General features: G+C 34.3%; 29 protein-coding genes. 17 read left to right on the top strand and 12 right to left on the bottom strand.

The window, feature by feature from the left end:
• Window positions 1–14 precede the first annotated feature (14 nt).
• Together ACVFVN_RS05535 and ACVFVN_RS05530 are read left to right on the top strand one after the other, a co-directional pair.
• On the top strand, window positions 15–143 hold the full coding sequence (locus ACVFVN_RS05535) for a hypothetical protein (RefSeq protein ID WP_456234532.1): 129 nt from the start codon (window positions 15–17) through the stop codon (window positions 141–143).
• A 615-nt stretch (window positions 144–758) separates the two neighbouring features.
• The gene (locus ACVFVN_RS05530; RefSeq protein WP_456234531.1) at window positions 759–905 is read left to right on the top strand and encodes a hypothetical protein; all 147 of its coding nucleotides are present in this window, start codon (window positions 759–761) and stop codon (window positions 903–905) included.
• Window positions 906–916: 11 nt separating this feature from the next.
• Here the strand turns inward: ACVFVN_RS05530 and ACVFVN_RS05525 are convergent, their stop codons facing one another.
• From ACVFVN_RS05525 to ACVFVN_RS05470, 12 genes are all read right to left on the bottom strand, one after another.
• Window positions 917–1,483, bottom strand: a complete 567-nt coding sequence (locus ACVFVN_RS05525) for a hypothetical protein (protein ID WP_456234530.1) — start codon at window positions 1,481–1,483, stop codon at window positions 917–919.
• Window positions 1,484–1,495: 12 nt separating this feature from the next.
• Window positions 1,496–2,116, bottom strand: coding sequence for a SprT-like domain-containing protein (locus ACVFVN_RS05520; RefSeq protein ID WP_456234529.1), 621 nt, complete (start codon window positions 2,114–2,116; stop codon window positions 1,496–1,498).
• Between the two features lie 9 nt (window positions 2,117–2,125).
• Window positions 2,126–2,377 (bottom strand): hypothetical protein, encoded by a 252-nt coding sequence (locus ACVFVN_RS05515; protein WP_456234528.1) that lies wholly within the window; start codon window positions 2,375–2,377, stop codon window positions 2,126–2,128.
• 130 nt (window positions 2,378–2,507) lie between these two features.
• Window positions 2,508–3,239: a hypothetical protein gene (locus tag ACVFVN_RS05510; protein ID WP_456234527.1), complete on the bottom strand. Its 732-nt coding sequence runs from the start codon at window positions 3,237–3,239 to the stop codon at window positions 2,508–2,510.
• Window positions 3,240–3,381: 142 nt separating this feature from the next.
• Window positions 3,382–3,801, bottom strand: a complete 420-nt coding sequence (locus tag ACVFVN_RS05505; protein ID WP_456234526.1) for a hypothetical protein — start codon at window positions 3,799–3,801, stop codon at window positions 3,382–3,384.
• A 186-nt stretch (window positions 3,802–3,987) separates the two neighbouring features.
• Window positions 3,988–4,437, bottom strand: coding sequence for a hypothetical protein (locus tag ACVFVN_RS05500; protein WP_456234525.1), 450 nt, complete (start codon window positions 4,435–4,437; stop codon window positions 3,988–3,990).
• Window positions 4,438–4,478: 41 nt separating this feature from the next.
• Entirely contained in the window at window positions 4,479–4,694 is a 216-nt protein-coding gene (locus ACVFVN_RS05495; protein ID WP_456234524.1) for a hypothetical protein, read from the bottom strand.
• A gap of 418 nt (window positions 4,695–5,112) precedes the next feature.
• Window positions 5,113–5,439 carry a hypothetical protein gene (locus ACVFVN_RS05490; RefSeq protein WP_456234523.1) on the bottom strand — a complete coding sequence of 109 codons (327 nt, stop codon included), beginning with the start codon at window positions 5,437–5,439 and terminating at the stop codon, window positions 5,113–5,115.
• A gap of 152 nt (window positions 5,440–5,591) precedes the next feature.
• Window positions 5,592–5,834 carry a hypothetical protein gene (locus ACVFVN_RS05485; protein WP_456234522.1) on the bottom strand — a complete coding sequence of 81 codons (243 nt, stop codon included), beginning with the start codon at window positions 5,832–5,834 and terminating at the stop codon, window positions 5,592–5,594.
• 151 nt (window positions 5,835–5,985) lie between these two features.
• Window positions 5,986–6,360: a hypothetical protein gene (locus tag ACVFVN_RS05480; RefSeq protein WP_456234521.1), complete on the bottom strand. Its 375-nt coding sequence runs from the start codon at window positions 6,358–6,360 to the stop codon at window positions 5,986–5,988.
• Between the two features lie 53 nt (window positions 6,361–6,413).
• Window positions 6,414–7,202, bottom strand: a complete 789-nt coding sequence (locus tag ACVFVN_RS05475) for a hypothetical protein (protein WP_456234520.1) — start codon at window positions 7,200–7,202, stop codon at window positions 6,414–6,416.
• A gap of 5 nt (window positions 7,203–7,207) precedes the next feature.
• A complete protein-coding gene (locus ACVFVN_RS05470; RefSeq protein WP_456234519.1) occupies window positions 7,208–7,444 on the bottom strand; it encodes a hypothetical protein in 237 nt (78 codons plus the stop codon).
• A gap of 155 nt (window positions 7,445–7,599) precedes the next feature.
• On the opposite strand from ACVFVN_RS05470, the gene ACVFVN_RS05465 reads away from it, so the two are divergent.
• The 15 genes from ACVFVN_RS05465 to ACVFVN_RS05395 all read left to right on the top strand — a co-directional run bounded on the left by ACVFVN_RS05465 (window position 7,600) and on the right by ACVFVN_RS05395 (window position 23,574).
• Entirely contained in the window at window positions 7,600–8,301 is a 702-nt protein-coding gene (locus ACVFVN_RS05465) for a hypothetical protein (protein ID WP_456234518.1), read from the top strand.
• A 31-nt stretch (window positions 8,302–8,332) separates the two neighbouring features.
• Window positions 8,333–8,869 (top strand): hypothetical protein, encoded by a 537-nt coding sequence (locus tag ACVFVN_RS05460; protein ID WP_456234517.1) that lies wholly within the window; start codon window positions 8,333–8,335, stop codon window positions 8,867–8,869.
• Window positions 8,870–8,911: 42 nt separating this feature from the next.
• On the top strand, window positions 8,912–10,000 hold the full coding sequence (locus tag ACVFVN_RS05455; protein WP_456234516.1) for a major capsid protein: 1,089 nt from the start codon (window positions 8,912–8,914) through the stop codon (window positions 9,998–10,000).
• A gap of 3 nt (window positions 10,001–10,003) precedes the next feature.
• On the top strand, window positions 10,004–10,324 hold the full coding sequence (locus tag ACVFVN_RS05450) for a DUF6706 family protein (RefSeq protein WP_456234515.1): 321 nt from the start codon (window positions 10,004–10,006) through the stop codon (window positions 10,322–10,324).
• A gap of 5 nt (window positions 10,325–10,329) precedes the next feature.
• A complete protein-coding gene (locus ACVFVN_RS05445; RefSeq protein WP_456234514.1) occupies window positions 10,330–10,710 on the top strand; it encodes a hypothetical protein in 381 nt (126 codons plus the stop codon).
• Entirely contained in the window at window positions 10,707–11,135 is a 429-nt protein-coding gene (locus ACVFVN_RS05440) for a hypothetical protein (RefSeq protein ID WP_456234513.1), read from the top strand. The genes ACVFVN_RS05445 and ACVFVN_RS05440 overlap by 4 nt, the downstream gene beginning before the upstream one ends.
• Window positions 11,136–11,154: 19 nt before the next feature.
• Window positions 11,155–11,625 (top strand): hypothetical protein, encoded by a 471-nt coding sequence (locus tag ACVFVN_RS05435; RefSeq protein WP_456234512.1) that lies wholly within the window; start codon window positions 11,155–11,157, stop codon window positions 11,623–11,625.
• Window positions 11,626–11,696: 71 nt separating this feature from the next.
• Window positions 11,697–12,209, top strand: coding sequence for a hypothetical protein (locus tag ACVFVN_RS05430; protein WP_456234511.1), 513 nt, complete (start codon window positions 11,697–11,699; stop codon window positions 12,207–12,209).
• Window positions 12,210–12,421: 212 nt separating this feature from the next.
• Window positions 12,422–16,747, top strand: coding sequence for a hypothetical protein (locus tag ACVFVN_RS05425; RefSeq protein WP_456234510.1), 4,326 nt, complete (start codon window positions 12,422–12,424; stop codon window positions 16,745–16,747).
• Window positions 16,748–16,760: 13 nt separating this feature from the next.
• Window positions 16,761–17,261, top strand: coding sequence for a hypothetical protein (locus tag ACVFVN_RS05420; protein WP_456234509.1), 501 nt, complete (start codon window positions 16,761–16,763; stop codon window positions 17,259–17,261).
• The gene (locus ACVFVN_RS05415; protein WP_456234508.1) at window positions 17,261–18,319 is read left to right on the top strand and encodes a galactose-binding protein; all 1,059 of its coding nucleotides are present in this window, start codon (window positions 17,261–17,263) and stop codon (window positions 18,317–18,319) included. The genes ACVFVN_RS05420 and ACVFVN_RS05415 overlap by 1 nt, the downstream gene beginning before the upstream one ends.
• Window positions 18,304–22,152 (top strand): phage tail spike protein, encoded by a 3,849-nt coding sequence (locus ACVFVN_RS05410; RefSeq protein ID WP_456234507.1) that lies wholly within the window; start codon window positions 18,304–18,306, stop codon window positions 22,150–22,152. The genes ACVFVN_RS05415 and ACVFVN_RS05410 overlap by 16 nt, the downstream gene beginning before the upstream one ends.
• Window positions 22,153–22,168: 16 nt before the next feature.
• Window positions 22,169–22,504, top strand: coding sequence for a hypothetical protein (locus tag ACVFVN_RS05405; protein ID WP_456234506.1), 336 nt, complete (start codon window positions 22,169–22,171; stop codon window positions 22,502–22,504).
• Between the two features lie 46 nt (window positions 22,505–22,550).
• The gene (locus ACVFVN_RS05400; protein ID WP_456234505.1) at window positions 22,551–23,057 is read left to right on the top strand and encodes a phage holin family protein; all 507 of its coding nucleotides are present in this window, start codon (window positions 22,551–22,553) and stop codon (window positions 23,055–23,057) included.
• Complete coding sequence (locus ACVFVN_RS05395; protein ID WP_456234504.1) at window positions 23,005–23,574, top strand: hypothetical protein; 570 nt, start codon at window positions 23,005–23,007, stop codon at window positions 23,572–23,574. Before ACVFVN_RS05400 ends, ACVFVN_RS05395 begins: the two co-directional genes overlap by 53 nt.
• Window positions 23,575–23,602: the final 28 nt, after the last annotated feature.

Here is a 23,602-nt window from a genome sequence, read left to right as displayed (position 1 = left end):
AAAACTAAATAACTATGCGCACAACTTTACATTCAGAGATTAGAAACGAGCGTTGTAATCAAGCAGCACTTGGATTGTTTAACGCAAGCATAGCCACTGGTAATAATGGAGGGGATAACGAGGATGAAAATGCAAACCTATAGAAAGATCCAGTAAGCGTAAAAGATATATTTAATGATATATCATCAATTAATACGACCACTAATACTATATCTTCATTAGGAACATACGCTAGTGAATTACATATTCAAGTTTCAGAAAGATTAATAAATGAATTAAGGGAGATTGTTGATAAAGACTCTGTTGCTTACAAAATATTAACATCTGATAATAATTTCAGTTTAAGACGAGGGTATAGCTTTACAGATAAACAACGGTGGGCTATTGCTTATGCGCTTGAAAAAAACAGCAAATATGTTAATAAAATTGGAAGAGAAAAGTTTTTAAACCGTCAGATTAGCGAGCGAAAAGCAAATGAAAGTAAAGCTAAATTATCAGCGAATAAATCTGCATCACAGTCTGTTTTGGATCATATTAAAAGTAACAAAGGTAAATTAGGCGATTATTACAAATGGCTTAATACATCTGGGAATCCATTTAGAAAACAAAAGTTCAACAAAAAATACACAATGGAAAGTGCTAACGCATTTCTAAATAAAAAATCAACTTAGTTTTTTTTATTATTTCAGATTGACTTTTTATTTTTTACTGAAAGTCATCATCTGTAAATTTATTATAATTGTTAGAATTTTTTTTATATGGAAAAACTCTGGATTTGGCTTGATGATTTAATTTATGACATCTATTTTGAAAAAATGAGATATTCTTACGGAATACCTTTTGAGATGTTTTTAGCTTTACCGTTGCTTTTGGCGTGGTGGATCTGGAAGTTTTTTAAAAAGTAAAAACCACTCATTTAAGGGTGGTTTTCTGTTTTAAATTCAATTTCTTTTTTAGTTAAGTCGAATACTATGTTCTGGAGTTGGTGAATGTATCCACATTCTATTTCAAGATTATAGTTAACAAAACCATTGTTTATGTTTATTATTATACTACTTGGATTCCAAAAATACCAAGTAATATCCTCTTTATTATATATGTCCTTGCCAAAATCTTTAGAAAATCCCGCATTAATTAGTCTTTCTTCTGTAATAGGGATAGGAGAAAAACTACGTATGTTTTCATAGAATGTTTCACTATTAAAAATACAATGGATATAATCTTTACCAACAGCGATGACTTCAACTATTCCTAATTCAAAATGATTAAGATAATTCCCTATTCTTAATTCTCTAACATCAATCATAGCTTTAGGCAATTCCAAAGATCCACCCATCACTGACTCAACGTCTATTGGAACATCACCAAAAGAAATTTCTTTGATGGAAGGATTGTCGTTTAATAAGTCAAAACCCGCGCTGTATTTCAAATTGTCAAAATTGACATTTGGTATTCTTGTTTCTAAAAATTCTTTACTATCCATATCTCAAAATTACTATTTTTTAATTACAAAATCACTATTACATTTTTTACAAAATAAACCAGTTAAATTTGGCTTTCCCCAGATATTGGTACCGCAATTGCAAGAATATTTTGCTTTTAATCGGTTATACTTCGGTCTAACATCTTGAAAGGATTCAAGGTTGCAAATATTCATAAACTCTTTTTCGTCTGATTCTTGAAACTTTTTAAAAGCTTTCTCAAATGGACCATCTTCAATAATGAAATCCGACATTTGAAATCCTGTTCTTTGACCGCCCGCCATTCCGGTGCTCGACACATCCAATCCGATTGACTGCATTTTATTTGCGAATTCTACATTATGATATCCTTCTGTTGACTGGTACATACCGTGCTCAAACTGCCAAAGGTGGCACATTTCGTGTACAATTGCTTGATGAAAATCAACAGCGTGAAAATTGCTTTCTGGATTAATTGCGATTTCGTGTATAATCTTTCCTTCTTGAGTTTTCCATTTGTTGCGGTAAAAAACGCCAGATGCATTTTTTGCTCCAATTGAAATAACACAACTTGAGAGCTTAGATTCAAAAAGGCTAAAGTTGTAATAGTCGAAAATTTGTGATAAGAATTGATATATTTTTTGGGTGTGATTCATGTTTTAATGCTATTTATTATAAATTCTTTCACGAGCTAATTTGTCTAGTTCTGGATTAGGATTGTTACGAAATCCATAATTGAAAACGTAATTAAATACAGGATCTTTTGACTCTAAAGTGGAAAGGGCAATTATAACTCTTTTGCCATATTGTGAAACTTTAATGTATTCAAATCCATTTCGGTCTTTTTGCACTCGGTAATATCTACCGTTATACTTGACAGTTGGCACTTGACAGTGTGCTGTATTTTGATTTTTCATTTCCATAAATCCTTTGTTTATAGGTGGTTTTGTTAAGTTCGCATATGCGGTAGTTATCTACAATAATTTTTCAAGCCCTTGCTTTTTACGTTCATACCGCTTAAAAAAGTCGTGGCTTCGTAATATTAGTTTAAAATAATGTTAATTGTCCTTTACCCTCATATATTTCTAAAATATTATGGTATAACTGTATTGGAACTGCTGACCTTGTTGCATAATCCATTCTAACTTCTTTTGTTCCTCTTTTACTTCCTACTAAGTGGTCTGTTGTAGCAATGTTTGACTTTTTAAAATATTGTCTTAAACTCATTTTTAAATTACTATAAATTGTAGTTGGTTTTCTTCCAAAATTTATATTGTCGTAACTTGAATAATAAGTTTTGTTTTGATTTCCTTTTAAATTATGATATTTATATAAGTATTTAAAAATTAAACTACTGCTTCCATTCTCAATGCACCATAGTTCAGGTTTAAATTTTTTAATTATTTCAGAAGTAAAGTAAGCCGTTTTCTGTCCTAATAATCTATTTAATCTGTATTTTGGTAAAAAATCATTGCCTTTAAAATTTCTTTGCCAATAAAAATTATACTCATTAAAATTTCTATTAAAATGAATTACATTGCCTATATTAACCATTACCCAACTCTCACAAGGAGGGCTTGCAAATATAATATCTGGTTTTGGTAGTTTTTCTAACTTTTTTAAACAACTTCTTTTACTTAAATCCATTGATATAAAATTATTTGTTATTGCACTTGAACTTGGTAATCCAATAGAATAAACCTCATATTCATCTGAATTTAACTTTTGGGTAATTGCGGTTTCTGAATCAAATAGACTCCAAATTATCTTTTTTTTCATACTTTATTTGTTTTATTGGCTTACGCCATTTTTGCCATCGCTTTTGAAAAAATTACTGTAGATAACAAGTGGTTTTGCAAGATTGCGCTGAAACTACTGTGCAACATAAGCGCAACCTCGCAAAGCCATAAATCGTTATCTGCTATACTTCCGAACTTCTCAACAATTCAGGGGTTTTAAAAGAATTTCCTACTATTTCAAATCCATTTATTATTTCAAAAAATTCGTTCTCAGTTTTTGGTTTGATTTTTAATTCTTCACAGATAACATCAATTACGCATTCTTGATATTCTTCTTCATTACATTTGGTTGGCAAATCGAATAATTCTAAAAGCATTTCTTTTGTGAAATCTTCATTTATTCCTATTCCGCAATAACCAAATGTATCAAGTTCCTCTTGCGGGTTAATTACTATTTCTTGCCACTTTATATATGTTCCATTTTGAAACCTATAAAAAGGGTCATATTCCTCCTGATATTCAGGTGATATAGATACAATTCTAAGTATGTCTCCGTTATTAACTTCAACTCCGTTTTTGTCTTTTAATAAAATATTAATCATTGTTTTACTTTTTGAATTAGTACAGCAGATAACACAGTATTGCCAAAAAACGGCTTGAATGTTATCAGTTGGCGTTTTTGTTTTTTATCTACTCTCGTTTTCAGTAGCTCGTTTTCGGCTTCTTATGCCGTTATTCGGCAATACCCAGCCGTTAGCGGTCATTGCCCAGAACAACCCCAAAAAAATCTACTTTTTAAATTTTATACAACAATTAAAGCTGTTGTATTTGCCTTCTTCGTAATCCAACGAGACGAATTTATCTCCCAACAAGCTTTTGATATATTCAACCTCGAATAAATCAAGTTTTGGCTTATTATAAAATTGGCATTTGACTAAGAAAAATTCATTATCATTTTCAATCACATTTCTTCGTGTTCCGCATAAAATCCTATCAATAAAACCATTTAGGGTTTTTAAATGCTTCGGATATTCTTCATAGACTTTTATTTCGTCAGTTTCTTCGTCTATTTCGTGGCAGTTAGGGCAATAATGATTGCCTTTCAATTCAGCCCAATCGCTTTCATAAGCATTTTCAATAGCTGAACTTTCATCAATCCAAAATGAGTGTTCTCCGTCTTCGTATAATTCTCCACAACGGTTACACTTTACACCGTAAAAAATTTCTGAAATAATCATAATTTTATATTTATTAGTTAATAATTAATTGCAACGAACCGCTAACAAAGTGTTGCCAAAATGGTGGCGGAAGTGCATAATTTGAACATTTTACCGTTGTTCAACGTGAGTGCTTTATTTGGCTTCATCGCTTTAATTTCCACCACTTCGGCAACACTCGGCTCGTTAAATGATAGTTTTGGAATCGTGCATCCTAACAACGCTTTTGATATAATCCCGATTAACGAATCTATTCTTTGATGTTCTATATTCTTCATCAAACATATAGCATTGAATAGTTTCTGCTTTGCCGTTGTGAAAACAAGAAACTAAGTATTGATTTTTAGGATTAAACCTTGCAAAAAAATGTCTGCATTGTTCGTTTTCTAAAGTGAAGCCGTGACACTTTTGCACGTGTTCAAAAAACTGCAATCGTTGGTTGTTATTCATTTTATGATAGTGCCTTTCTGAAAAATCATCAAAACACATTGACCTTGCTATTGGTCTTTCTGGAATAACGGACTCAGCTAAAAACATAAGTTCAAAGAAGTCAATAACAAAACCATCATTTAACATAGGTTTTGCGTCATTGCTGTTTAAGTCTTTTATTTTTAAATTCTGTCTCATTTTTAAGTTTTGTTTTAATTACTAATATTCAGCTTCACATTCAGCAACGAACGCAAAGCCTCTGACCCGTTATCTGCTATTTTTTAAAGACTGCGATAAATCGAAAATTTTGAAACCATTAGATTTCCTCCATTCGACGCCATAGCAATAATTGTCTTTCAAAACATAATCATCGTACCTTGGATAGGTGTTTGAAATAGATGATTTCTTTATGGAACATCTAATATTTATGTGAGGATTTACACATAGATAAGCTGTTTCTGTTTCTCCAACGATTAAAAACTCATTTCCGCCAGATATGCAAATTCTATTTTTCCCTTGGTCTTTATATACAAGAGGCGGCTCTTTAATAAATGCTTCGTTTTGCTTGTATCTTTTTCTTAAAACTTCATTCATAATGTTCAATATTTTTAAGTGTTCATTCCTGCTGAACGTTCATTTTTAGTGAACAAAACAGCAGATAACACAGTATAGGCAAAAGAGCGGTTGAACGGCTTCGGATTGAATTTTCGTCCCGAAAATCCCCTCCTTCGGGTATATGCGAACCGTTATAAGCAATTATACCCAGACATTCGGTTAATTCTAATCTGTAGGTTTTCTCGCTCTTCGTATAATTCGGACAAACGTTTATTGTAGTCAAAATCTTTGTCGTTTTCCATCGAAACTTCAAATCTGTGAATACCATTTAAAACAATCGTTTCTCCTTTTTTAAGTCGAAAAATCATACTGATAGCACCATTTATTGTTTCAACCTTATTTTGCATGTTGATTAATAATCTGTTTGTTTTCATAATTATTATAATTTATAACTGCTTATAACATTGGTTTGGCGCAATGCGGCATTGAATTCTTCGAATTCGCGCCGATTGCTTCTTTCGTCTATTTGTGATTGTGGAAAGTTTCAGCTTATTTCGCCGCACTGACGCCAAGCCTCTTTCCGTTCTACGAAAGTTTTTCTCCCTCCGCTTTCTCAAACTTTGCATTATAGATTTTGTTTGCTTCTTTGATAGCTTTATAAGTTATTTCGCTCCGATTATTCATATAAAATTCTTCCCTAATATTTCTATCTAAATCATTCATAGCTATATGAAATCGCCAAAATCTTTCTTTATAAGCTTTTACATTATCTATGAAAATATAAATTCCAATACTATCAAACCATTCAATTATAAATGAATTCAAAATAATACCTTGACCATCATCATAAAGCCATCTAAGCAATTGTCGATTACTCGCGCCGTTTCTTTTTTCTTTATTGCATTGAGTTGCGGTATACCAAATCTCAAAATGTTGTCTTGCGTTATCTGTAAGTATCATATCAATATTTTTAAGCTAATAATTTGCCCTCGCTAAAAATTTAAAAACCTAAATTATACTTCCGAACGAATCTGAAAGTTTCCGCCTAAATAAAAATGCTTTTCTTCTTTGTATTCTGAGATTAATACGTTTTTATCTCCAGATATTATGGCATCATAATTATTGAAAATACTTAAACAGAAGTCAATAAAATTCTCTCCCATTTCGCTACTAATTGTAATAGTCCAAGATGAATGGCTTTGTTTATTCCAAGCATCTTCAAAATCGTCTTTATAACCATAATCAATGCAGTAATAGAATCTGTCTTTAGCAATCGTCATACGCTTTGTGATTATGTATATTGCTTCTGAATGACTACTATTAAACTGAAATTTTAATAATTCTTCTTTTTTATAAGAGAAACTAAAAATCTTTGTATAAATATCCTGCATTGAAGTAAAGTTCGGTAATGGCATAGAACTTCTTTTTCTATAAAAATTCAATCCCTTTAATTCAACTTCTTCAAATAATTTAAACTGTTCTCTCCATTCAAAAACATCAAATTTTTCATTGTTCATCATAAGGTACTGCCAATGGAATGGGTCAATAGAAAATAAAGCACTTTGGAAAAAGTCATCTATATTACTTCTGTCGTTTGTTATTCCAAATGTTTTTGGGTATCCTTTTTTCATGAAGTATTGAGCGATTGATATAAAATAATCATCGTCATATTTTGATACTGTTCTGAAACCGTTAATTATTAGATTAAATAATTTAATTTTAGTAGTCCTTCCTTTTTTAGTAGTGGTTTGCTTACAGTTAAAATTATTTCTGTAACCATAAATTGTTGCTCCTATTGACATATTGTTTAATTATTTAAAATCCGTATTAATGTTAAAATATCGCCTTTTGCTGGGTTATTTAGCTTATGTTCGTTTACTTCCCAATAATCGGTAATGACATCGTTCTTGGCTGTGTATTCGATTGTATAGTAAATAGAAATATCTCGGATTTTAAGCTTCCACCACTTGTAATACTCGCCATCTTCCATTTTGCCTTTATCTTGAAATACAAATCCATTTTCTGTCAGTTCCTGATCGTTCATATCTCTTTTAGTTTTTAGTACTACAAATATACTTCAATTTGCGACATTTAGCCACAATTGATAAAAATATTTTATTAATTATTAGAAAATATGCCATACTTCATTGAAAATGTGATATAATTTTGTGCTTTAAGTACAAATTATATCAATTCAAAATGAAACAAAAACTTTTAGAGCTACTTAATGCCAAATATCTTGGTAAAGGCGTTCGCAAAGACGGGCTAGAACAGTTAGCCGCATCGCTGTGTATAACTGTAACGACCGACGAAGAAGCACAGGCACTTGTTGATAAATTAACCGATGAACAGGTAACTGAATTTGTTAAAGATTGGCGCAAAGGCGTTGATGGTGAAGTTACGAAGGGGGTTGAAACTTACAAAAGTAAAAACCCGATTCCGAATCCAGAAGATCCAAAAGACGATCCGAAAGACGGTCCGAATCCAACCGACATTGCTACAATCGTTCAAAATGCTGTGAAAGCAGCGGTGGAACCATTTCAAAAAAGACTCGATACAATTGATGAAAACACAATTGTTTCCAATCGATTAAAAACTTTCAATGATAAGTTGGCTGATGCGCCAGAAGCTTTCAGGGAAAAGGCTTTAAGAGATTATGGTCGTATGTCTTTCAAAGACGATGAAGATTTCAACGCGTTTCTAGGCGAAACTGAAACTGATTTAACTGCGTACAACCAAGAAGTAGCCAACCAAGCCAACGGAGGTTTTAGACGTCCATTAGTTGGTGGTGGTAATGCAGGTGGAAAGAAAGACGAGCCTAGTGCAGCGGTTAAGGAGTACATAGCCGAACAGACTGCAACAGGCGAAGCCTCTAATCCACTTGGAGGCAAGTCAATTTAAGTAAAGTTTAATCAAAAAAAAGTTATCAGAGATGCATATCGAAAGACGACAAGAAGAAGGCGCGCAGAAAATTGCGATTTTTCATAAAGAAGCTGACATCCCCGGCGGTGTTACGGTAAAAACAACAGGCTTAACTGCTGATATTTTACCCGAAGCAACGCTTATCACTCGTGATTCTGGGAAGCTATGGAAAGCTATTGCAAGCGCAAAAGTTGTAGAAGCCGCAACCACAACCGCAACCGATTACATCGTAGCAAAAGGCCATTTGTTTAATGTTGGTGATAAAATCAACAAAACAGGCACAACAGACGTGAATATCACAGCTATTGACACTACCGATCCATCCAAGGATAAAATCACAGTTGATGCGACGTTAGGAGCAAAGGCTATTAACACAGCACTTGTCCAAGGTGGCGAAGGGCAAGCTTTAGCTATTACAGGAGAAGCACAAGTTATTAATAAAGGCCGGAATTTACCTGTATCTGCTTGGGTGAGGGCTACTGTTAATTCAGCTATTGTTCCAGAGCCAGCAAATAAACCAGCTGGCGTGATCTATATCACAAACTAAGAGGGGTAAAAACTAATAACCATTTAAAAACTATCAATCAAAATGATAAATCAAACTTTAATGCAGGGATTGCAAGAAAAGGACATGCAAGGTGTGATTAACTCATACAACTTGAAGCCTTTCTACTTCCCTACTCTTTTTCCTTTGAAGGAAAACATGACCTTATCATGGAAAGCATTGGAAGCCACTGTGGGGCTTAAAATTGCGGGTGATATTGTCGCGCGAGGATCAACTATTCCAAGAAAAGTTCGTGAAGCTATTGGAAGAATCGGTGGTTCTATTCCGAAAGTTGCTATTTCTCGCGAAATGGACGAAAACGAGCTTAACGAATACGACATTGCGCTTGCGCTTGCTGGAGGAAACTCAGATTTAAAAGCTATCGTAGAGTTCTGGGCAAATGACATGAATTTCTGTTGGACTGGGGTTGCCGCTCGTGTTGAGTGGATGGCATTGCGCCAAATTTCAACAGGTAAAATCAGTCTTTCTCAGGAAGATAACCAAGGGGTTGTTACTGAGTTTGATGTTGATTATCAAATTCCTGATGCGCAGAAGCAGGGTGTTGCTAAGAAATGGTCCGCAACAGACGCAAAACCGATTTCAGACTTAGTGAAAATCAAAAAAGCTTTGAGAGGGAAGCCAATCAATCCAAGATTCGCATTTATGAATTTGAATACTTTTTCAACATTCGTAGAGAATGATGAAGTTATCAAAAAGTCAGCATCTTTTGCTCAAAACGCCTTAGGAATTTCACAGACACCAGATTTAGCAACAATTAACGCGATGCTGGCAAGAACGCCATTCTTAGATGGTATGCAAATCAGAATTATCGATCAAGATATTACTGTTGAGATCAATGGAGAAAGAAAAACTGGTAATCCATTTGAAAACGATGTTGTGACGCTTGTTGAGAGTGAAACTTTCGGAAACACTTATTGGAAAAAGCCAATCGACATGACGCTGACAGGTTCTGCTGCCTTGAAGGTTATGAACGGTCCTATCATGGTTAAGAAATTCTCAACTGAAGAACCTGTAACAGAGGTTACGCAAGGGATTTCTAACATTTTCCCAGCATGGAATGGTTCTAACAAGTCTATTTTGTTAGATACTGAAAACGCAACCTTCACAAAGTAGAAAATGACTAATAGAGAGTACATAAGGAATCTAACGTCAAAATTTGGCGTTTCCGATGTGGATGTCGAAATGTTGCTTGTAACGCAGCAATTAGACGGTGATGCAAGCGTTGATGTTATCGCTTGTAAGAAATCTGCATACAAAAAATTCTCAACGTTGATCCCATTAAAAAATGTTTCAGAAGGCGATTATTCCGAAACATGGAATTGGGAAGGATTAACCTTGTGGTATTCTCTATTAGCCAAAGAACTAGGTGAAGTGGACGTTATCTCGGAGCTTAATGCTCCAGATGACGAAGTTAATGACGCTAGTTTTTATTCTTAGAAAAGATGGCGCTGCACCCATATTACATATATTATCAAAAGCCAGGAGCAGAATCTTCACAAGATGAGGAAGGGAATTTTGTTGATGCTTCTGCTCCACAATGGCTTTATTATGGAAAAGGTCGCGATTCTGTCAATTCAAAAGGGCAAATAAAACAGCTTTCTGATGGTTCATCATTCGTTTTTAACGCGATTATCTATGCTACAAAGAACAAAACTATTCTACAAGAAGGTACACCGATTTTGGTCACAACCGAAGAAATAAAGGATTTATCATTGATTGATGAAAACTTTATTGAAGAAGGTAAAAAAACAGGTTTGGTAAGGATTGATAAACCAAGTATTGGTTTCAGTTTAAGCCAATTAAATACGAGAATTTGGGTATGAATTCGGAACGATTAACAGCAATTCTTTTTAAAATCTTAAACCGAAGCACTGAATTTAAGACTGCATTAGGTGGAGGAATTTACAAAGGTTCTTTTCGGCCTATGGACAGCCTAAAAGATGACGCTTGTGTAAATGTGTTAGCCTTAACGCGTGACAATCCACAAATCGGAATGGCTAATGTAAATATTTACGTCGGTGATTTAAAACAAAGCATTAATAGTAAAGAGCAAAATGTACCTAATTACCAAAAGTTAGAAAATCTTTCTGACATAGCTACAAGATCAATATCAGAAGCTTTGACAGCCGATGAATTTAAAGATATCGGTTTTACAATTCTTGAAGATAAAACTTGGAAAAACGAAGGGAATAACCGTCCAGAACATTACCAAAATTTAAGATTACAATTTACAATTCCAAAAAACTAAAAAAAAACAATAAATAACCATGGCAACATTATTCACGTACGGTCTTTCACAGATCAATTTTAATGGTACTAAGGTTGGGATGACTTACAAAGACACTTGTAAGTTAACGCAAGATGCTCCAGATGTCACTGAACATTTCGAAGAAGGGGTTTCTTCTCCAGCTATTAAGAATAAAGAGAATAAAATTCCAAAATTAGAATTTTCGATTATGAATCCTGATGCGCAATTTTTAAAAACGCATTTAGGGGGTGACTACGATGCTGCATCTAAAACATTTGGGTATGACGGCACTAGCGTTGTGGCCAATGGAGAATGGGAAATTTTACCCAAAAAAGGCTTTGAAAGCATTACTATCGCTAAAGGCGATGCTGATGTATCAATTGATTTTGAAATCTCGGACAAAGGTTTGCTTTTAGTAAAATTCGTGGTAACACCATTAACTCCAGACGATCCAGATGTAATGCCTATTACTTTTAAGGAGTCGGCATAATAAAGCTTAAATACCATAATAAAAGTCCATCCGAATTGGATGGACTTTTTCTAAATAAAAAACTTAATAACATGTCCTTAGAAGAAAGAAAATCAGAATTACTTCGATTGATTAATGATGGGTTTGTTTTTGAGGTTGTTGAAAAAAAACAAGTTCAAAAACACATTCTTGCAAAACCAAAAACGATTGAAGTAAAGCATGAATTCAAGATAAAAGAGCTTCCCTATTCAACATTAGATCGCATTAGTCTTTTATCGCTTGAAATGGAGCAATATGCTACCGAAACAAATGAAAAAGCACTAAAACGTGAAGCTGTAAATCATCGCCTTTCTATGGCTAAGATTATCGCTATTGCTGTTCTATCTACTAACTACACGGAAAAAGGATTTAACAGGTTAACTCAATTATTCTATGATTTTTTAAAGCCTTCCGATGTTAATCGAATTTGTCAGCTCATAGATATAGCTTCCAATTTAGGGGATTTTATAAACTCTATCCGTCTTGTGACCGCCGCCAACACAGTTCAAAAAGAAAAAGAAGCGGAACGGATAGATCAGGAGTCACAGGAATTGTTAGCACAGTAGGACAAAGGGCTGCATTGTGCGAGAAGTTTGGATGGTCATGGGATTATGTAAATAATCAGATTCCGTTCAACACATTGCTCAAAATAATGGCAGATTCTCCACAAATAGAAGATGAAGAAAACACCGATGATTTTGATTTACAGGAAATGAGCCATTCAGACTTAATAGCTCAAATTAATCAGCAGGTTTTAAGCAACAAAAAGTAAACAAAGATGGCAGAAATAACAGGCGGAGCGATCAAATACACAGCCGAATTAGATATTTCCCCATTACAAAATGGGCTAAAAGATGGTGAAAAAGGCGTTATGGGCTTTTCTGATGTGGTGGAAAAAGCAGGCGAAAACATTGATAGTGCTTTTGTTGAAGCTTTAAAAACTATTGAAGCACAAAAAACGGCATTAGCCGAGTTGCAGAAAAAATATGATGATCTTCAAAAAACGTCAACAAAAATTGGAAATGATGAAGAAGTAGCGGCTTTTACACAAGAGATTAATCGACTCAAGGAAGAAATTGATTTGTATAAAAATAAAATCAATGAAATGAATATTGTTTTAGAGTCATTCAGCAATAAAAATGTCAATCTAACGCAGGATCTTGAAGAAGTCCGCGAAAAAATAGTTAAAACCACTTCTGAAAACTACACTATTGAAGCTATTGGCGTAACAAAAGAAAATATAGTTATCCAAAAGCAATATATTAAAGAACTGGAGTCACAATTAAAAGAACTTCAGAAAACCATTGACGGCATGGCACCTAGTAAGGCTAAACTTACTGTAATGGGAGAAGCGTCTGCGATAGCTAAAGAAATTGAATTAGAAAAAAAGGCTTTACTAGAATTAGAGGAAGCTTTACGTAATACGGAAAAAGAACATATTTCTTTACGTGAAAAATTATCGACTGTGCGTTCAGAAATGGAAGCGTTATCAGCAGATAACAAAAGAAATACAGCTGAATATAATGAGCTTAAAGAAAAGGCTCAAGAATATTCAGCGCAATTAAAACAAGTTGCTGACGATTTAAAGCCAAACATTGATAATCATGATAATCTTCGCGAAAAACTTTCTTCTGTAAAAACAGAAATGGAAGCTTTAATGCTTTCCGGTAAAGGACAATCCGAAGAATATGAAGAATTGAAGGGAAAGGCCCAAGAGTATTCTCAAATGATTGTCCAAGTCGCTAAAGATATTAAGCCGCTTGAAGAAAAAAACACCACGTTACAATCCAAGCTACGTGCTGTAAAAGAAGAAATGCTTCAATTGGCTGCTGCTGGCGAAAAAGATTCAGCGCAATATAACGAATTGCGAAAGCAAGCTATCGCGTACCAAAGTGAGCTTCAACAGATGAATAAAGAATTAAAGTCTTTATCAGGAAGCACTAGCATCACCGCGATGGTTAATTCATTAGGATTATTGTCTGGAGGACTTTCTGCCGCCAATGGATTTATGGCAATGTTTGCAGGTAATAATGAAAACCTAGACAAAATTATGGTTCGTTTGCAGGCTACAATGTCGGCGGCGATAGGTATTCAGCAAATCCAAAATAGTTTAGCTAAAGAATCTGGCGTTATACAGTCCGTTGTAGCAGTGCAGACTTTAGCAAAGGCGAAAGCCGAAGCATTAGCGACAAAAAATACAATAGGTGCTACAATAGCACAAAGAGCTTTTAATCTTGTTGCAAAAGCTAATCCTTATGTTTTATTGGCTACTGCTTTGGTTACTGTTGTAGGCGCGTTAGTTATGTTTTCTGGTAAGACTAAGAAAGCGGCAGAAGATCAAGAAAAACTAAATAAAGCCACAGCAGACGGTGCAGCCGAAAGCATTGTTAAGTATAAGCAATTACAAACAGCTTGGAATGCGCTTGGTGGTGATTTGAAGAAGCAACAAAAATATATTGAAGAAAATAAAGATAAATTCCATGATTTAGGCGTTGAAATATCCAATGTGAATGAAGCTGATAAGTTTTTAATACAACAATCTAAAGCTGTTGAAAATGCATTTATATTGCGTGCTGAAGCTGCTGCCTACGCTCAAATTGCTGTTGAAAAATATAAAGAAGCGATTTTAGCCGATAAAGAAATAGAACAATTCGACAAGGATTGGGAAAACGCTGGTTTTTTTGGTAAAATAGGACTTGGAGCAAAGGCGGTTTTTACAGGTCTTGATGACAAGAAAGGTAGTAAACTTAGAGCTGATGCAGATTCAGATATTAAGGTGCAAACTGATAAACTTTCACAAGCTAAAGCCGAAATGGATAAAGCTGCGAAAGAATTAAGTAAATCGACAAAATCACCCAAAACCAAAACGGCTAAAAAGGCGGCTGACGAGTTTCTTCCTCCTGGTTCTGTTGCTGAAATTCAGAAAAGATTATCGGAAATTGATAAAGCACTTTCAAAAGCAACTGGCGACAAACAAATTGCTGATCTAAAAACGAAGCGTATTGCTTTAGCTAAAGAATTGGCAGAAGCTGAAAAGAAAATCCAAATACAGAGCTTACAACAGCAATTTTCGGAAAGTCAAAAGTTATGGTCTGATTATTATTCAACGATCGAAAGCCTTGGAAAACCGACAGCTGACAAAATTTATGGTGATCTACTCGCAAATGATTCTTCCCAATTTGAGCAATTGCAAAAGAAACAGCAAGAACTTTTGGCGAAAGCCAACACTACCGATAAAGATGGTAAATCTTTAATTACTGATGAAGAAAAAGAGGTTTTAAGCGAGGTTTCCCAAATAATCGATGAGATGTTGGGAAAACAATCACAATTAGACCAATTTAAGAAAAATGTCGCTGACACTCTTTCTACGATGGCAACAGAAGCGGAAAAGCTGCAATATTTGAATGATAAAAAATCGACAGCTTCAAAATACAGCGGTGAGTATGCGTATGTTGTAGAGCAGGAACGCGCAATACAAGACCAACTACGTCAGCAATACCAGCAATTCCTTAACGACCATAGAAGCTTTGAAGAGCAGAAAGCGATAATTACTGAAAGGTTCGCAAAAATTCGTGAGCAGATCGCAAGTGATGAAACTTTATCGGCTTCTCAAAAAAGTGATGCTATGGCGAAAGCAGGGCAAGCAGAAGCAGACGAGTTTTCTCGTGCTTTTATGGATAATATTTCAAACAATCCAGCATTCAGACAGGCTTTTGCAAACGTAGAGCGAATGACGATTGATTCATTGAAACAACTACGTCAAAAATTAGTTTCTGAATTTGAAAATCTAAAAAATAGCGGTAAAGCTACTCCCGAAGCATTAGAGCAATTGCGAATCGAGATTGAAAACATAGATAGATTGGTCGCAACCAGAAACCCATTCACAGCAATTAAAGATGCTATAAAAGCTATTGGCGATGAAAGTTTGACAACGGCTGAAAAGCTAAAAGCTATTGGCAAGGCTGGATCAGCAATGAAAGAGCTATCTGGAATGATTACCGGATCAATCAATGATATTAAAGGTATTGCTGATGATTTAGGATTAAGTCTAGATAACGCCTTTGGAGACGCATTAGAAAAGGCGCAAGGAGTACTTGAAGGTATCGGACAAATGGGCGAGGGATTAGCAACTATGGCAAAAGGAGATCCTATTAGTGTAATCACTGGAGGGATAAAAGCTATTGGCGGTATTGTAAAAGCTGTGGGTTCTCTTTTCAACAATGACCGAAAAAAAGAAAGAAACATTAAAAAATGGGCAAATGAAGTCGCAAATTTAAAAGAACAATATGAGCAACTCCAGCACGCTATCAATAAAGCATTGGGAGAAGATGTCTATAAAAACCAACTAGATCAAGTTAAAAACCTTCAACAGCAACAAGCGAAATTGCGACAAATGATTAGCGAGGAACGCAGCAAGAAAGATACTGATGACGGTAAAATTGCTGATTGGGAAAACCAGATCAGACAAATGGATAGAATGATTGATGATATACGCGATAATATCATTAAAGATGTTCTTCAAACCGATGTTAAGCAACTAGCTTCTGGACTTGCTGATGCATTAGTAGATGCTTTTGAAAAAGGCGAAGATGCGGCAAAGTCACTAGATAAAGTTGCAAATGATGTGTTCAAAAACATGGTGAAGCACGCGCTTCAAATGAGAATGCAAGATGGTTTACAAGATGTCTTAAATCAAGTCTTAGCGGCTGCAGGTTTTGATAAGAACGGAAACGGATCATTTGCAGGATTCTCACCAGAGCAGATAGCCTATTACAAAAATCTCATTGCGCAGGTTGGATTACAACAACAAGGCTTTCTTGATGCTTACAGCTCATTATTTGCCGATGGTGTTTCAGCTTCAAATCTTGAAGGCGCTATAAAAGGCGTAAGTGAAGAAACGGCTTCTATCATAGCAGGTCAAATGAACGCTATCAGAATTATGCAAGCGGAAGCCTTACAAGGGCAACAAAGTGGATTCGACTTAATGCAACAACAACTTAGCCAACTCGTAATGATCGAATTTAACACGAGATATTTACGATTGATTTACGCCGCAATGGGAAAGTCAAATAACGATGATTTGAGAGCTAACGGATTAATTTAAAAAACTAATAACCATGGATATAGGTAAAGAAATAGCTTTAGAAGCAAAAAAATACACGTTGTGCGATCCTTGGTACAAAAGAATGCTAAAAATTACGCAATTTAAAGATTTAGCAGACATGTATTTTCTTGGTGATGATTGGTCAATGAAAAATGATTTTCCGCGATTAAACATGCTAAGAAAGTACAAAGGAGGTGTTTTGCCTTATCAAATGTATGTGGATTTTATGGGTGTCGTAAATAACATTTCAAAAGGTGCATTTTTCGGAAATACAGAAGCCACAATCGAGATTTCAGATTATGAAGTTTCAAAATTAATTATACGTCATAATTCCACTGTAAAGCTAATAGCAAAAGGAAACGCTATTGTGTACATAAATGCATTAGACAACGCTAAAATAGACATTCAATGTGTTGAAAACGCACAAGTGACAGTCTATAATTACAGCAAAAACACGAATATAACAACTGGTGTAGGTGTAGTAAATGTTAAACCTTCAAAATTTAAAGAATAATGAGTGCTTTAGTTTGGAGCTTAAACGGTAAATATTTTAAAGATTTCGGCGTTAGCGTTTCCTCATCCGATGGATTGATGGATAAGCCGGCTCAAAAAAAGACCGACACCTACGATTGGCCAGAATACAACGGATTGGTAGTTGACACATCCAAAAAACCAAGATACGGATCGAGAGAGATTCAGATATCTGGTTGGGTCGAAGGATTGGATTGGGCGGATATGAAAAGAAAATTTGATGCCTTGTTTTCTGAATTTGACAAAGCTGGAAAACAAAGACTTATTGTCGATGGGTTTGGTATATCAAGTTTAATTTTTGATGTGAAATGTGAAGATAAAATTGAGTTGCTAAAACGATTCAAAAAAGGTAAAATGATTGGTTTTTTTAAAGCAAAAATGACCGAGCACTCCCCTATTAAGAAAGTTTTATCTATTGCAAATCCAAACTTACAATTATCTTTCAATTCACCTAAGTGGATAGATGTTAATATAGATGGTGCCATTGAATCGCATAAAGGAGTCGTTAATATCAATAAGACATTGCCAAATAGAAGTTTGACTCACTATAATTTTGGTGGAAGGAATTATTTTGGCTTAACTACGATTGTTCAATCAGATAGTGGCGTTACGTTCGACGACAGAACAAATAAAAGTTTTCACATTTTAGGAATACCAGAAGGAAATCGAACTGTAAGATTTTTAAATACAATTCAATCAAAAGGAATTTGGACAGTTTCATTTGATGCGTGGGGGGAATATCCGAGTCAATTTAGTATTTATTCATTCGATAGTACTGAAATGCTTGTGAATGTAACCGATAATAAGCAAAGGTTTGAATTTCAATTCAATGTAATAACTCACGATGAAACGATTAATTATTTTGATATTTTCATTGGCTATGCACATTATTATTTTGATAATTTCAAGATTGAAAAAGCTAACAAAGCAACCGACTGGACGCCAGCACCTGAGGATGTGCATTTCATCACAATTGCAGGTAATATTGACGAAATAACAAACTTAACTACAAATGCAGATGTATTATGGGAGAAATTGTAGTTAATCAAAAAGGAACAGAATTAAGTCTTAATGCTTTATCACCTTTATCATCAATTGTAAAAGCAGAACATGTACAAGAGTTGATGTCGTTGGATAGATTGGAAATTAGCATACAATCGAATGCGCCTATTCAGTTTTATATTGGAGATTTTATCGAGCACGAAGGTAGGAGATTTACGCTAAATCTAAATCCAAAAGTAAATAAACAATCCGAAAGTAAATTTCAATATGATTTGGTTTTTGAAGGTGTGCAATATGATTTGATTAGAAAGGTATATTTTAATTATGACGCGAGCGGAAATTATACAACAGGTGATTTTCCGTTAACAGGAAATATACATCCATTTCTAGTATGCCTTATTAACAATGCGAATCGCGATAAAAAACCTTCTGATTTCACATGGATATTAGGTGATTTTCCTGCAAATACAGATACTAAAACAATAACATTCAGCAATACTAATTCATTAGCGGCTTTGCAAACGATTTGCAAGGATTTTGAGTTAGAATTTGACATTGTACAGAATATTCAAGCAAAAACAAACACACTTCATATTCGTAATGTAGGAGTAGTTTTGCCTTTCACTTTTGAGTATGGATATAAAAATGGTCTATACTCGTTGAGAAGAGAAAATGTATCAGACGCGCAAGTAACAACAAGGCTTTATCCTTTAGGAAGTACCGAGAATATACCTACTAATTATCGTGATTTTTCGCCACGTTTGAAAATGCCAACATCTTATGGTAAAGACTACATTCAAGATGATGCAAAAGTTGATTTGTATGGGCTTAATGAGGAAATTATCAACTATGACGATATTAAACCGACATTTAAAGGTATTTTATCAGCTGTTGGAACCGTAATCAATAATAATAACACATTTGATATTGTCGTTAGTAACATTGATTTTGATTTGAACGAAACAAAGCCAGATGGCTCGACAAAATATCTTATTCCAGGAACGCCCGCAAGGATTCACGTCAACAAAGGAAATTTGGCGGGTTATGATTTTGAAATTCATAAGTATGTCCACGCTACAAAGACACTTACAGTAAAGCAATTTGCAGACGAAAGAGGACAGAAATTCCCCGACTTAGCAACGGTTTTTAAATTTGCTATTGGCGATGAGATTACCTTGTTAGACATCATCATGCCACAATCTTATGTTGATATTGCAGAAGCGAAATTACGCGATAAAGCGATTGAAGATTACGCTAAAAAAAGCCAAAACAATGTAAAGTACTCATTGGATATTGATCCTATGTTTTTTGTTGAACTTGGATATACGGAGTTTACGAAAATTATAGGAATTGGTGATTATGCTAATGTAAAAGACAGTCAATTATTAGTCAATAAACAAAGTAGAATTATATCATTAAGACGTGATATGATTAATCTTTTAAAATATTCAGCAGAAATATCAGATACTTATGAAATAGGCATTGTTACGCAGATTTTCACGGAGATAAATACCATAAATACGCAAATACAAAGTCAGTCGCAAATCAGCGCACAAGCCATGCTATCTGGTTATCGCAGAATGATGGAGTTACAAGGGATGGTTTTTGATACAGATGGTAAATTCGACATGGATAATTTCGCCGCTGGTTCTATTACTACCACTATGTTATCCGTAGGAGCAACAAGTCAGCAATTAACTTTAAAAGACGTTATTTTCACACCAAACAAAGATGGTAATGTAAATAACATAAGTATTTCGGCTGGCTCTCTTATTCATTTTTCTATTGACCCTAGCGGAATTAAAACTTGGAATTTATCGGCTTTGAATATGACAGGCTTGCTACCATCGCAATCTTATTATATTTATGCAAGATGCGCGAGAAGCACTAACGTAGGGACATTTATTGTAACCACAGAACAGCGAAAATTTGACCAAGAAGATAAGCAGTATAATTTCTTGTTAGGCGTATTATTCCAACCGCAAAACGGTGTTAGATTGATACATCTAAACTATGGAGCTTCTTTTATTAATGGCCGCGTAATTACGACAGGTAAAATTACTTCTATTGATGGATTGAATTGGTTTGATCTTGATACTGGAGAATTTCGGGGTAAATTTATTTTTACCGATGGATCAAACGTACAAACGTCTGTTAATAATGCTAGTAATGCAGCAGCGGCGGCACAAGCAACAGCAAATAGTGCTATTAGTCAGATAAACGATATAGGAAGTGACAATAAGCTAACGCCAAGCGAAAAGCAAACATTAGTAGTTGAATGGAATAGAATACAAACAGAATATTCGCAAAATTCATCAATAGCAACAACATTAGGTTTAGCGATTACGACTTATCAAAATGCTTATAATACGCTTAATTCATATATCACACCTTTACTTTCAAACTTAACGATTACATCGGATATCGTAGGAACAACTTTTAGAGCTAATTTTCAAAGCTATTATACGCAAAACGTATCAATAGTTACTTTGATTGAAAATAAAAAAATTGAAAACATCCAAGTTGGCGGTCGTAATTATTATAATAAAACAATCATTTTAGAAAACGATGGTCTTTTAACGAGAACCGAAAATGATTTTAAAATTATTGGTAAAAGTTCTGGAAATTCTCAAATAAGATTTAAAAAAGTTATTAATTCTGATGGATATTGGACGGTTTCTGGATTCGTGAAAAATACTTTTGGCGAAAATTTAACCTTCAAAGTTGCTGATTTTAGCAGCCCTTATCAGTCTTTTTCTTTTGTCGGAGATGGGGAATGGAAACGTTTTGAAATGACTTTTAATATTCAGGGTTATTCAAACTCTCTTAATTTTTTAGATTTTGCTGGAATTGCAAATTCAGAATATATATTTGAAAAAATAAAGATTGAGAAGGGTAACAAATCGACAGATTGGACACCTGCGCCTGAAGATGTGCAAGCGCAAATTGACACTAACACTATCAACACTGCAACAGCCTTAGCACAAGCAAATAATGCTATAAACACAGCTAATAATGTAGCTAATTTGACAAGTTTTTTACAAACATCTATACAAGGTAATGTAGTTGGCACAGGAACGCTTTTAGTGGGTGATGTTTTAGGAGCAAATGCAATGATTTGCGGTGTTACGGATCGACCAAATGGAGAATCAATAAGATTTGGAGCGGGTAAACCATACGATCAAAAGTACAATTCACCTTTCCAAGTCCTCGACAACGGCATGGTTAGATTTGTAAATCCCTCAAATGGACAAACCACATTTCAATTAGGATATAATCAGAATACAGGAAAGGTTGTTTTTGATATATACAACGAAAGCGGAATAAAGGTAGCCACAATAGGCCCGAACGGAATTGAGTTTACAGGCTATATTCCTGAAAGCTACAAAAAATACAACCTTAGAAAATTAATAACTACATCATTTATAAAATCGGATATAGAGTCCGAGATGCAAAATAAGCTAACAAAATTTTTGATAGGACAAGCACCACCGCCAATTACTCCAGATAACAATTGGAGACAATATAATATTGGTTCTGTTACAAATTATACAGCATATAGCTATTATGAAGGTAGAAATTTCGAAAGTGCTGACAATGCACAATATGCTGGTTTTTATCCAACCGCTAATAAATTTGATAGTCATATACCTAATGGTATTTATGTCCGACAATTTATTTTAGAAAACCAATATACTGGTAATCTAAATGGTAATCCAATCAATCCAGGAGATTCGGTTAATTACCCAACAGAAGCGTGGAAAATTGAAGATGGAAAAATAATAGGTTCTATTATCATTTACATAAACACTCCAATAAGCTCAACTGCAACAAGGTCAACAGACTTCCCTATCGAAGATTACGAACAATAAAACTAAACTATAAACAATGGAGAATTTAACAATTTTAAACAAACAAACGAGCGTAAATGCTCAAGAAATAATCTTGGATAACACCGTAGATTATTCATGGACTACTACAAGTGATGAATCAGCACCAACAGCCATAAATTTTTATGTTAAAAGAGGAGTTGCAGGATCTGAAAACTTCAACGGAAACAATGTGATACAAGGAGAGTTTTACTCATCTGGCAATGGATTTAACGTTAGGAATAGCGGTTTTCAATTTGGCGATGAAGTACTATATCTTTCTATTCTCGACACATGTCAAGCAATTTGTGCTGGTGATCCCGATGCCTTGCAAAAATTTGAATCTAAAAAATAAGCAATTTATTGAAACAGATTCCCATCAACTTGTAATTTAAAAAATTATGATTTTAGAATTTTTAAAAGAAGATTATGATGCGATTATAATGAAACTCATTGTAGTTGGCATTTTATGGTGTGCGGTGTTAATTTCTATGATTATAGATTTTTACTTTGGAATACGCAAAGCCAGACAAATAGGCGAAGTTAGAAATTCGGAAGGTTATAAAAGGTCTGTCGAAAAGTTTAACCATTATTTCGGGATGCTTTTGTACGCTTTTATTTTCGATACGATTGTTCCTATATCATATTTCTTTGAGTTTCCAATATCAGCAATACCTGTTGTATCACTTTTAGCAACCGTAATTCTTGTTTTTACCGAATGGAAATCTGTCCAAGAAAAAGCCGAAGATAAACAACGCCGAAAAGTTAACGCATCAATGATTCAGGTGTTAGAAATTCTTGAAAAAAGAGAAGATATTATCCAAGATTTATTGTCAAACTACAAAAAAACAGAAGATGAAAAAGATAACAATACTTCTATTGGTGGCGATGCTACTGATGGCATGTAAATCAAAGAATAGTGTTAAAAATTTAGAAAAGCAACAGACTTTCGAAAAGACTTCAATAGCGAAAGACAGTACCCAAACTTCTACAAAAACAGAAGAAAAAAAGACGGAAACCAAATCGGAAAACACAGAACAAAAGAAATACGTACAAAGTGACATCACGATTAAAGGAAAAGCAGAAACCGACAAGCCTTTAGAATTTAATAATATTCAAAATGGCGATACTTTACAATCTATTCGAGTTGTTGGCTCAGCGCAGGTTTTAATAAAGTCTAAAACGCGCCAGATTGAAAATAACGACAGCAAGTCATCAACAGAGATAATCACGACGATTTTAAAAGATTTCTCACAAAAAATAATTGAAGAAAACAACGTTAAAGAGCGTGTTGCAGATATGAAAAAAAGGACTCAAGAAGTAAGCACTAAAACTGGTACTTTTTGGTCTTTCGGATTGATTACGATTTTCGGGGTTGTCGCTTTATTGATAATAGGATTGCTTGTATATTTTAAAAAGCGATGACATCACAAGAATTAAAAATTAATATTAA

The sequence above is a fragment of the Soonwooa purpurea genome (assembly GCF_053891095.1).
The sequence above is the reverse complement of the archived record's forward strand: the minus strand, read 5'-3'. Positions and strand labels throughout refer to the sequence as shown.